The organism is Anabaenopsis elenkinii CCIBt3563 (genome assembly GCF_015245355.1).
Classification (GTDB): domain Bacteria; phylum Cyanobacteriota; class Cyanobacteriia; order Cyanobacteriales; family Nostocaceae; genus Anabaenopsis; species Anabaenopsis elenkinii.
The window spans coordinates 865,306-877,656 of record NZ_CP063311.1 but is presented as its reverse complement, the minus strand read 5'-3'; the positions used below and the strand labels follow the sequence as shown (position 1 = coordinate 877,656).

Below are 12,351 nucleotides of genomic sequence, written 5' to 3'. Positions count from 1 at the left end.
ACCACTGCTTTTCCCCTCTAGACAGTGTCATTTTCCTATGAGTCGAGCACAGATTAATATCCCCTGTGAAACTATACAAAAGACTAGGAATTATTCACAATATTTAACATTAGCTTAATCATGCAAATCAGTCAATTTTCCGGGTCATTCATCGCCCAAAACACTTGTTAAAACTAGGTCTCACATCACCGAACCATTTCTATCAGATCACCATTAACTTGTGTATGAACAATAAAAACTATCGGCAATTTCATGAGATAATAATAACGTGAGGAGAAGAACGGATTTAGTTGCACAAAGAGGGGGAAAACATATGAAAATCCAGCTATTCGCGGTTATGGCCTTAGCAACTCCCCTAATTATAACTAGCAGGGTTAACGCTGGAAATTACCAGGATTTACAAAGGCTAAATTTAACAAGAGAATGTGTTGAGTGCGATTTATCAGGAGTTAACCTCAGCGGTGCTCATTTAATTGGTGCCGATTTAAGAGGGGCAAATCTCTCCGGTGCTAACCTCGAAGGGGTTAATCTCGAAGGTGCAGATTTAACTAATGCTAATTTGAAAGGTGCAAATTTAACTTCGGCTTTCCTAACCAACGTCAATTTCAAGGACGCTAATCTCAACGGAGTAAATTTGACTGGCGCTCGGATTTATGACTCTAATGTCTATGGTGCATCTATGGATGACATGGTAATCACTGGTGCTGAAATTTATCATACTGGCATCGGTATTGGTGGAGATGCCGCAGATATGTTCCCGGACTGGGATTAGCACCTCTGTGGGTCACAGTATTCATCGTTATCCATTCAACATCTACCGAATTTAATTTAAATGTGCGTGAATTCAAACCCTTAATTCAAACCCTTGTAGAGACGTTCCTGAGAACGTCTCTAAATTATTGATCACCAGATATGCATTTAGACTAACCAGAAAATATTTGTTGTGTAAAGTATATTTGAAGACATAATAATTTTTATTAGACATTAACATGAATTGTTAATGAGTGGATTTACCCTAGTTGGCTTAAGATAGGTGGAATATCAGTTATAAACTTATATAAATGTGAGGTAGTGTGATTTTGGCATGATTTGATTGTCAGAACTCGGCTCTCAAGATAGGCGGCTTGGTGTCTTCACCTGGAAATAGCTTACCTGCCATAGTATAGGAGAATTACAACCTGAGGATTCCCAGTGATTGACAAAATCTCGAATCCAGAAAGCTGATTTTAAGAGATATTGCCGTTTTCTGACTTCTATCCCCATGCTGACTGTATACCTTGTAGTTGATGCAGTAGAGCTGATGAGGCAATTATGGTTATAGGACACTCAAACCTTTTGTTGAGCCAAACCAATTGTACTGATGCCCTTGTGCATTGCCTAATCCACAGCCTTTTGTGGTTGTAATTGTCCGGATTAGATAAACTCAACTGTTAAATTTATAGGAGTGATAATGCAAGAACCGGAATACGCACAAACAAAATCTCAAGAGGCAGCAATGCCAGATATTAATAACCAAACAGGAAGCATTACCAAACTCCAGCCTCCTATGCAATCTCAAGAGCAATGGCAAAAATACGGTGAACAAATCTCTGGTTTTTTAGCAACACTACCCGAATACCTGGGAAGCTTCTTTAATCAATATAAGCAACCTCTGGTTAGTGTTGGTTTAATTGTGGCAGCAATCGTTTCGGTTAAGGTAATTCTGGCCATATTAGACTCTTTGAATGATATTCCTTTAGTAGCACCAACTTTTGAATTGATTGGTATTGGCTACTCGGCGTGGTTCGTTTATCGCTATTTGCTCAAAGCCTCGACCCGGAAAGAGCTAACTACTGAAATCACCACCCTCAAATCGCAAGTTGTCGGCAAAAATAGCCCAGAAGCGTAATTAATCCAGGTGGCAATTCCCCCAGTCCAGTGTCAGGGATCTGGGGGATGGCAACTGGCGGCCATATCCATTCTAAATCGCTGCGAGGGTTTACCTAGGGTCTCTAACAGAGGCCTTTAGTCCTCAAAAACAGGCAGCCAGGGCAATTACTACAAACAACAAAAGGTATAATTTTGTTGAAAGTGCGTACTTTTATCTCAATGTTAATATTGAGATTATCCATATCTCGATTAAATTTCCAGTTGTCTCCTGTTATAGCACTCGCAATAAGCTGGGAATACTATCAATGGCCTCTAAATTCTCAATTGCTGCCAGGGCTTGCCGAAAATCGCCTTCTCGGACATCGTGGGTGACAACTACAATTTCTGCTAATTCTCCCTGAAAGCCCGTTTGGACTACTGACTCTAAGCTAACGCCATAATTGCCAAAGCAAGTACCCAATTTTCCAATCACTCCAGGTTGGTCTTTGGTTAGGAACCGCGCATAAAATCGCGTCACTAGTTCTGTGATCGGTGAAATTTGACAGTAATCTTGGTGTCCACAAATTAATAGTGGATTTGGCTGGGTTGTACTGGTTTTGAGGACAGCAACTAAATTCAATATATCTGAGGTCACAGCACTGGCCGTGGCACCCGCACCGGCACCAGGACCAAAAAACATCACCTGCCCAATGGGTTCTCCCTCTACAAGAATGGCATTATAAACACCGTTAATACTAGCTAATGGATGTGTTTTTGGTACTAGGGTGGGATGAACTCTGACGGACAGAGAAGATGAGTCTGTGTATTGTTTAGCGATCGCTAATAATTTAATCACAAATCCCAATTTTTCGGCATAGGTAATATCTGTCTTGCTGACTTGCCTAATGCCTTCACAATAGACATCTTCGAGGTTGATGCGTCCGCCAAAGCCTAATGATGCCAGAATGGCAATTTTATCGGCTGCGTCTAAACCGTCTACATCAGCGGTGGGGTCAGCTTCTGCATAACCTAATCTTTGGGCATCGGCTAAGACATCGCTGAAGTTGCTACCTTCCGTTTGCATCCGGGTGAGTATATAGTTAGTTGTACCATTAACAATACCACTAACAGTATTAATACGGTTAACACTTAAGGACTGCTTCAGAGGTTGAATCACCGGGATACCGCCCCCCACAGCAGCTTCTAACAACACATAGACGCCGGATTGGTTTGCAGTTGTAAAAATTTCTGCCCCAAACCGCGCAATGGCGGCTTTATTGGCGGTAACAACGTGTTTACCATTCTTTAAAGCTGTGAGAATCAGCGATCGCGCTGGTTCTAATCCACCAATTAACTCAACGACTATATCCACCTCCCGATCGTTGACAATGGCTTCTAAATCTGTAGTTAAGACATGGGATGGTAATTCCACTTCCCGGACTTTGTCAAGCGATCGCACTCCCACGCGATATATTTCTATTTCCTGCAATAACGGGTTACGTCCCACCACATCTTGCAGTAATTGCACTGTACCTGTACCGACAGTACCCAATCCTAATATTCCTAGTTTCACTCCCACAAATTTTGCACCCTTCTGATTGCTACTTGTGAATTAAGCACTGAGAAAGCTATTCTCAGCTATCGCTATAAAACAATTTTAGGGTGGGTTATTCACCCACCCTATTTATTGTGCTTTTCTGCTATGTTAGTCGCCTCAGTCTAATGAGTCATAACTATGGACTAACTTAGTAAGTTTCCACGTGCCAACGATGAGCTTTTTTGAGTTCCTTTTGGTAATCCTTCCAAACTACTCCTTCCTTAGCAGCAGCAACAGTCAGGGCTTCATCAATACCACCTTCCATACCGCGCAAACCGCAAATGTAAGTGTGAGTTTTTTCTTCTTTAATCAACTGCCACAGCTCATCTGCGTATTCTGCCACACGGTCTTGGATATACATTCTGCCCCCTTGAGCATTTTTTTGTTCCCGGCTAATGGCATAGGTCAGGCGGAAGTTATCAGGATATTTCTGCTGGATTTCTTCGAGTTCTTCTTTATATAAGATGTTGGGACTGGTGGGCACACCAAATATCAGCCAAGAGAATCCTTTAAACTGGTATTCTGGGTTAGCGGCTCTTTCTGCATCCTTAAACATACGCCACAGGTAAGCCCGCATAGGAGCAATACCTGTTCCAGTTGCCATCATAATTACTTTGGCGTCAGGATCATCCGGTAACAACATTTCCTTACCCACTGGCCCTGTGATTTTCACCTCGGCTCCAGGTTCCAAGAAACACAGGTGAGTAGAGCAAACACCATAGACCGTTTCACCGGTTTCTGGGTGCTTGTACTCTAACTGACGGACACATAGGGATACGGTTGTATCATCCACATCATCACCATGACGGGTGGAAGCAATGGAATACAGTCTTAGTTTTTCAGGCTTGCCGTTCTTATCTACACCAGGGGGAATAATGCCAATACTTTGCCCTTCTACATATTTTAAATTACTGCCACTCAGGTCAAACTTCAGGTGCTGAACAATACCAATACCGCCTTCTTTGACCAGGGGCTCATTAGATATACACTTACCAACAAATGGGTCATTAGGACGATAAGTGTTAACAGGAACGTCAGCGCCTTTTTTGGCTTTTGCTTGAGTCATGGTGTTACCTTTCTTGTCCTTCTTCTTGTGCTGTTCTTCAGCCGGCGATTTAGCAAAGCCTTTGACTTCACTATTTGCACTCACAGGTGTGGCTTTACCATTTCCCTCACTGTTAGCAGATGTTTCAGACTTAACTACAGACTCTTGCTTGTCTTCCTCACTGTTATCAGAGGCTTTACCATTGAGTGTTTCTAGAGCACTTACACATTGGATACTAACAATTTTGCCGCCTAGGCGAGTGATCCGTCGCATTTCTTGATTCATGCGGTTGTAAGGTACTCTGATGAACACACTGCCACTTTTGCGAATTGGGTAGTTGGTTTGATCAGTTTCTCCGTTTTGGCGCAGACCCACCACTTCGTAAACGAAGACGCGGCTACCTAATTCTTTATTGGCAGCACCTTCAACAGCACCTTGATTGTACATTCTTTCTCACACTCCGATTTTTACTTAACCGTTTCTCAAAAATTCTTTCCTTTTGTCAGTTTTAGTTTATCGGATTTTCCGTTACTAAAACTGACACTTTGGGAAAGCGGCATCATTAGCTAATGCCATACTAGGGTCACTCACCAAAGACATACAGGGATAGCAAAAAAAACACCTGTTCACCTTCTAAGGTATAGGAGAAATTTTGGGCAGAATGTTAATATTGAGTCAATTTAATCTTTTTTTTCGTGAAATACTACCCCTGTGAAGGACATAGCTTTTCACCACCCAAGGGCTAAGATACAATGACTTTTGACACTCTCGCCGCTATAAAGGCGGTTTTAGCGGCAGATTTTTGTCACATCAGGGTTTGTCTAGTTTCCAGTCATCCGTGCCCTAAAACCCCCTCCAGATTTACCCTCGCAAGCATTTTTCCAAGCCGATATCAAGGTATTAACCTTCACTGTATGTCCGCTCCCGGCATTGCTCGGTACTAGGATGTTTTAACACGTCTATGGTGATCTTACTTGCACTATCTATTATATCACCGGTGGCTAATTCAAATTTTCTGATTTAGAAAAATTCATCTGGCTAACAAATTATTATACATAATAAAATCGAGCCATATAAGTGTAAAACTTGTGACACCAGTTTTGGGGAGAATGCCTGGCCATCTAAAATGAATAACTAAATCATCAAGATGCTTGTCAACCAGGAGATTGTTTCTGAAAGCAAATGTTGTGATGGAATACCCACTTCTGTTAAAATCAAGTACACCACTAGGATTAAATACTTACCCGTCGGGGATTAAATATTAGCCGGACGAAATACAACTATGACTTGGTTGTATTGCCGTCTGATTATATCATATGCCTGCGGAGTAGCAAGAAGACAGGAACAACTAATGGCGTCAACTCCTGGTTTCAGAATCTTCTGTGTGAAAAAATATTGATTGACACATTGACACATTTAGTATTTAGAGGAAATTTATGACAGCTAAACCGGAACGCGTGGTCTTGATTGGAGTAGCCGGAGACTCTGGATGCGGTAAATCTACCTTTTTGCGCCGTTTAATAGATTTATTTGGTGAAGAGTTCATGACAGTTATCTGTTTAGATGACTATCATTCCCTAGACCGCAAACAGCGTAAAGAAACTGGGATAACTGCACTTGACCCCAGAGCTAACAATTTCGACCTGATGTATGAGCAAATCAAAGCCCTTAAAGAAGGTCAAGCGATTAATAAGCCGATTTATAACCACGAAACCGGTATGATTGATCCACCGGAGCGCATCGAGCCAAATCACATCATAGTTGTGGAAGGCCTACATCCTTTATATGATGAGCGTGTGCGATCGCTACTTGATTTCAGCGTCTATTTCGATATTAGTGATGAAGTCAAAATTGCCTGGAAAATCCAGCGGGATATGGCAGAAAGAGGACATCGCTATGAAGACGTTTTAGCTCAGATCAACTCTCGTAAACCCGATTTTGAAAAATTCATTGAGCCACAAAGAGAATTTGCCGATGTAGTCCTGCAAGTACTACCCACAAACCTGATTAAAAACGATACGGATCGCAGAGTACTACGGGTACGTATGCTCCAACGTGAAGATAAGGAAGGCTTTGAACCAACCTACTTGTTTGATGAAGGTTCAACCATTAACTGGACTCCTTGCGGACGCAAACTAACTTGTTCATACCCTGGTATGCAACTCTACTATGGCTCTGATGTTTACTACGGGCGTTATGTTTCCGTATTAGAAATAGACGGTCAATTCGACAACCTTGATGAAGTTATTTATATCGAAACCCATTTGAGTAAAACATCCACCAAATATCAAGGTGAGATGACTCACTTGCTACTCCAACACCGTGAGTATCCAGGCTCCAACAATGGAACTGGGCTATTCCAAGTTCTGACAGGTTTGAAAATGCGTAGCGTCTACGAGCGGTTAACAGCAAAAGAAGCTAAACTAGCAGTCCAAGTTTAAGTCATCTGTACTTGTATTGCAGGTTTCGGGGGTACTTTGATGTTTCCCCCTTTCTTATATCAGAAAAATTTTCAGTTGATCATCTGTTTAGTAGCAGTCATTATTCCTCAATCATACTCAAGATAAGTTGGCTATCCTAGCCCCAGGGTAGGGGGGGTATGTAACCTCAGCAAGTAATGACTACTGAATAATGAAGCAAATCCTAAAAGTGTAATTTAAAAAAAAATAAATCAAATACTAACTGTTGAGTGGGTAAATATTGTTATGATTTCATACATTAGTTGCTAGACTGAATAAGCAAAATTTAGCCAGTAACAATTAGTTTGAATAGGAGGAATACTCTTTGTCTAGACGTTATTTATTTACCTCCGAATCAGTTACAGAAGGTCATCCAGATAAGATTTGCGATCAGATTTCTGATACAGTCCTGGATGCTTTACTCACCGAAGATCCCAGCAGTCGGGTTGCTGCTGAGGTTGTGGTTAATACTGGTTTGGTACTAATCACTGGTGAAATTACCAGTAAAGCCCATGTGAATTACGTTAACATTGCCCGCCAGAAAATAGCCGAAATTGGCTATACAGATGCTATTAATGGTTTTTCGGCGGATAGTGCCAGTGTTCTCATTGCTTTAGATGAACAATCACCCGATATTGCCCAAGGTGTTAATACTGCCCAAGAAACACGCCAGCAGGATAGTGATCAACTGTTCGATCAAATTGGCGCCGGTGATCAAGGTATAATGTTCGGTTTCGCTTGCAACGAAACACCGGAAATGATGCCCTTACCCATCAGTCTTGCTCACCGTATAGCTCGCAGATTGGCAGTAGTGCGCAAAACAGGTAAATTGCCATACCTCCGCCCCGACGGTAAAACACAAGTAACCGTCGCCTACGAAGACGGATATCCGGTAGGTATCGACACTATTCTAATTTCTACTCAGCACACAGAAAATATTGGGCAAATTACGGATGAGGTAGAAATACAAGCCAAAATTAAACAAGACCTCTGGTCAGCAGTAGTGGAACCTGTTTTTGGTGACATTGACATTAAGCCAGATCAGAAAACACGTTTCTTAGTCAACCCCACGGGCAAATTTGTCATTGGTGGACCTCAAGGAGACTCTGGTCTCACAGGACGGAAAATTATTGTTGATACATACGGCGGCTATTCCCGTCATGGCGGCGGCGCTTTTTCCGGTAAAGACCCCACAAAGGTAGACCGTTCTGCAGCTTATGCAGCTCGCTACATGGCCAAGAATATTGTCGCCGCCGGTTTAGCTCAAAAGTGTGAAGTTCAGCTAAGTTATGCCATTGGTGTAGCGCGACCCGTGAGCATTTTTCTGGAGACTTTCGGTACTGGGAAAGTAGATGATCAAACCTTACTAGAATTAGTCAAAGAGCAATTTGAACTACGTCCTGCAGGGATTATCGATACTTTCAATCTACGTAATTTACCGAGTGAACGAGGCGGACGTTTTTATCAGGACATCGCGGCTTACGGTCACTTTGGGCGGAATGATTTAGATTTACCTTGGGAGCGCACCGATAAAGCTGAACTGTTGAAGCAGCTAGTAACACAGTCCCTTTCCCCAGGGGCTAAAGACTGCACTAATAGTGTCCAGCTAGCAATATAACCCCAGTCATGGAAGTGGGTTTTCTAGGTTTCCCATCAAAAAACCTAGATTAACTCTGTGCATTTTTCAGGGTTAGAGCTAAGATAGGGGGTATAGGGTGAATAGTCGTAATATTGCCACAACTAACGTAATTATCTGTATACCCTGGAGTGATGATAGAGCGGTTAACAGATATGATCAACCATTCAGGATCTGCTCCACAACTCCCCTACTTTTTGTATAAATATGTTCTGTGGTAATTAATTATATGGCTAGGGCCTATAGGTATACATAATTCAGGTGATAACCGCTATAGTGATCACGAAGTTGCACTAATCAGGGATTTTGGTATCTTCGTAAAATAATTTACTCTTGATAATTATCTAGTCAGCAATTATTTATTGTATGACAAAAGATCATGTTAAATGCTAATCATCAATAAATGTGAGTGATCTGACAAACAAGACTGATGCGATTATATTGGCGGGAGGTTTAGGAGATTTGAGAAATGCAAACTCAAAAACCAATTCCTCTTACTAGCAGTTTCAAGAGCAAAAAAGTGCCAGCAGAAGAGCCTTTGACTGAACTCCCAACTATAGAATTTCCTTCATCCGGGAAACTCAAAGCCAGTTCCTGGCGCATACATCAAAAGATTGGTTATGGTTATTTTGTAGCTATCGGAATTGGGTTTTTTGGGGCACTTACTGGGTTAGTAATTGCCAATTATTACAGAGGAAGAGAAATCAGACAATTCAATCAAGCCCAAGAACAAAGACAACTACTTACTAATTATAAGGACGCGGTATTAGATGCACAATTGTATAGCTCGAATTTAGTGGCGGTATTAGAAAATTCACAACGATTAGTAAATAAAAAAAACAATTTTTTGCAAAGTGTTAACACAGCTAAAAGTTTAGAGCGGGAAATTGCCCAATATATCGAGAGAAAACCAGATAGATTAGCAGCAAAAAGTTCTAACTTACAAGTTTTATTACATGAATATGGCATTAGCTTAACATCATACCTGAATGAAATAGAGACTGTCTTGCAGGACTTTGGCCCTCAACCCGAAAAGATCGCAGTTACACGAGAGCAATTATTAAAAATCATGGGTGGTGAAATAGCCATGCAGCTCGACCAACTCTCACAAAGATTAACTAATATCCTCAAACTGGCCGAAAATCAAGAACAAGCAAGGCACGCAGACGTAGAGCAGGCTAAAAAAGTTGAGCGGTTTATTGTAATCATGAGTATGCTAGTATCAGTGGTCACCGCTGCCATTATCGCTTGGCGTACTAGCCGGGCGATCGCTGAACCAGTAATTACTGTAACTCAAGTAGCTGAACAAGTAGCTAGAAAATCTAATTTTGATTTACGCGCTCCCGTCACCACTGAAGATGAAATTGGCTTATTAGCCAAGTCCCTAAATCGATTAATTGAACGTGTATCTGAGCGGACAAAAGAACTGGAACAAGCTAAAGAATTAGCCGAAGCTGCGAGTAGAGCGAAAAGCATATTTTTAGCCAACGTCAGCCACGAATTACGCACGCCATTAAATGCGGTGATTGGCTTGAGTCAACTGCTGCAAGACGACGCCACAGATTTAAATTTATCTCCAGATTTTATCACTGACTTAGAAACCATCAATTTGGCTGGTAGACATCTCCTAGAACTGATTAATGACATCCTAGACTTGTCAAAAATTGAAGCGGGGAAAATGACTCTCTACCCAGAAAAATTTGACATTGCAGCGCTGATAAATAATGTAGTTCTAACAGTTAAATCCGCTATTGAAAAAAATAAGAATATCTTAGAAGTGCATTGTGATCAGCAACTGGGTACAATGTACGCAGATCGCACGAGGATGAAGCAAGTATTATTAAACTTACTCAGTAATGCTGCTAAGTTTACCACGAATGGTAAAGTAACCTTAACGGTCAAACGGGAAAAGACAGACCTACTCCCAGATGCTCCTTTTGGTGTAATTACTTTCAGCGTCACCGATACAGGAATTGGGATGTCTGAGAGTCAACAGCAACAATTATTTAAACCTTTTACACAAGGGGACACATCCACCACAAAAAGGTATGGTGGTACAGGATTGGGTTTAGCAATTAGCCGCCACTTTTGTCAGATGATGGGTGGTGAGATTTTTGTGAAAAGTCAGCCCGGTGTGGGATCTACTTTTACTGTTCACTTACCACTGACTATCGAAAATATAGTGGGAGGGTGAGAACCCCTCCGCTTCAGCGAGGGTGATGAAACCCGACTCAAGGGGATTTATCCTTTGTGTTTGCTCATTTCCCACGCTGGTTTTCAATATATTTTTTAACTACCTCAGTGCTTACCTGTCCAGTTGTCGCAACAAAGTAGGTTGGAGTCCACAAAGAAGGCAGTTTTTTTAATTGTGGAAATTCTTTTCTTAAATAATTCGACGCCCTACCTTTAACCCATCTAGCAATATCTGCTGGGGATTCATGGGTCGGCGCATTAATAAAAAAGTGAGGTCTGGTTGAACTTCAAGTGCAATTAATTTCCATCCATGTTCAGTAACTAAGTCAAAAATAATTTCTTGTAATCGTGCAGCAACATCTTTAATTAATACTGGTCTTCTACGCTTTGGTACAAAAACAAAGTGGTAGTTGATTGATGATACAGAGTTTTCGGTTCGTCTGTACTCATAATCTTCTTTTGATAATTTACCCATTGTGTATTGTTGACTTTAATAGTTGTTACAACTATACTTCTAAACAGTAGGTGAGTAAAGATTGTACAGAACAATTCCAATCAGAGCTAAATTCACTGATGAAGAAAAAGCTTTTTGGGTTGACCAATGCCAACACTCAAATAGCTTAATAAATTGTGCAATTTACTATACTCGTCAAAGTCATTACGCACGACTGGAAAGCATGGACAATGCTTTTACAACTTATTGGTCTGGCGACGAATTGCGTAGTGGATGGAAAACTTATTATTGCCAAACAACTTACCCGGAATTAGATAAAACTCTTAAAGATAACCCCCATTACAAAAGTTTAGCCGCACAAGCAGCACAACAAACCTTAAAACTAGTTGGTGAAGCAATAACCAGTTATAACGGATTGGTTAAAGCTTATTACAACGGAGAGCTTGATAGACCCTCATTACCTAAGTATCGTAAAAAAGGAGGATTAGCAGCAGTAACATTTCCAAGGCAAGCACTTACTTTTAAAGATGGTTATTTCAAGCCATCCATAAGTAAAGAAACCAAACCAGAATTAATCACAGATATTAAGCTAACCTTGCCTGATTTTATTGATTCCGATTGGGTAAAGGAAGTAACAGTTCGTCCTTATTATGGTCTTTTCTGGATTGACTGGGTAATTGATGATGGTAAACAACCAATTGAAAACAACCCACATCTTGATTACTCCCAAGCGTGGGGATTTGACCACGGAGGGACAAATTGGTTAACAGGTGTTTCTACTCTTGGCAAAAGTTTAATCATTGATGGTAAGAAACTAAAATCAATGAATCAAGGTTATTGCCGTTTAGTTGCCAAATATAAGCAAGGTAAGTCTGATTTTTATTGGGATGCTAACCTTGACCGTATTCAACGCAAACGCAATAACCAGATGCGAGATGCCATTAACAAAGCAGCTAGATTCATTGTTAACAGATGTCTGAATGACCAGATAGGAAATATAGTTATTGGATGGAATCAAGGACAAAAAGTTAATGCTAATTTAGGTAAGGCAAACAATCAAAACTTTGTCCCCATCCCCACAGGGAGATTGATTCAAAGATTTTAGGAGTTACGCATTGA

The 12,351-nt window shown here is 41.0% G+C and carries 7 protein-coding genes and 2 pseudogenes; 6 read left to right on the top strand and 3 right to left on the bottom strand.

Annotated features, from left to right (window positions below; all coding sequences use genetic code 11):
* Window positions 1–313 precede the first annotated feature (313 nt).
* Window positions 314–772, top strand: a complete 459-nt coding sequence (locus IM676_RS04000; protein WP_200989020.1) for a pentapeptide repeat-containing protein — start codon at window positions 314–316, stop codon at window positions 770–772.
* Window positions 773–1,450: 678 nt separating this feature from the next.
* Window positions 1,451–1,888: a CAAD domain-containing protein gene (locus IM676_RS03995; protein WP_200989019.1), complete on the top strand. Its 438-nt coding sequence runs from the start codon at window positions 1,451–1,453 to the stop codon at window positions 1,886–1,888.
* Window positions 1,889–2,140: 252 nt separating this feature from the next.
* On the opposite strand, the gene IM676_RS03990 is transcribed toward IM676_RS03995, so the two are convergent.
* Complete coding sequence (locus tag IM676_RS03990; protein WP_200989018.1) at window positions 2,141–3,427, bottom strand: homoserine dehydrogenase; 1,287 nt, start codon at window positions 3,425–3,427, stop codon at window positions 2,141–2,143.
* A 166-nt stretch (window positions 3,428–3,593) separates the two neighbouring features.
* Window positions 3,594–4,937 carry a ferredoxin--NADP reductase gene (gene petH, locus IM676_RS03985; protein ID WP_200989017.1) on the bottom strand — a complete coding sequence of 448 codons (1,344 nt, stop codon included), beginning with the start codon at window positions 4,935–4,937 and terminating at the stop codon, window positions 3,594–3,596.
* 989 nt (window positions 4,938–5,926) lie between these two features.
* Between petH and IM676_RS03980 the strand changes: the two genes are divergently transcribed.
* From IM676_RS03980 to IM676_RS03970, 3 genes are all read left to right on the top strand, one after another.
* Entirely contained in the window at window positions 5,927–6,931 is a 1,005-nt protein-coding gene (locus IM676_RS03980) for a phosphoribulokinase (protein WP_200989016.1), read from the top strand.
* A gap of 343 nt (window positions 6,932–7,274) precedes the next feature.
* On the top strand, window positions 7,275–8,567 hold the full coding sequence (gene metK / locus IM676_RS03975) for a methionine adenosyltransferase (protein WP_200989015.1): 1,293 nt from the start codon (window positions 7,275–7,277) through the stop codon (window positions 8,565–8,567).
* 487 nt (window positions 8,568–9,054) lie between these two features.
* Window positions 9,055–10,779, top strand: a complete 1,725-nt coding sequence (locus tag IM676_RS03970) for a sensor histidine kinase (protein WP_200989014.1) — start codon at window positions 9,055–9,057, stop codon at window positions 10,777–10,779.
* A 64-nt stretch (window positions 10,780–10,843) separates the two neighbouring features.
* Here the strand turns inward: IM676_RS03970 and tnpA are convergent.
* Window positions 10,844–11,253, bottom strand: a pseudogene (gene tnpA / locus IM676_RS03965) (IS200/IS605 family transposase).
* A gap of 61 nt (window positions 11,254–11,314) precedes the next feature.
* Here tnpA and IM676_RS03960 point away from each other — a divergent pair.
* Window positions 11,315–12,331 (top strand): annotated as a pseudogene (locus tag IM676_RS03960) (RNA-guided endonuclease InsQ/TnpB family protein); the annotation flags it as partial.
* Window positions 12,332–12,351 lie beyond the last annotated feature (20 nt).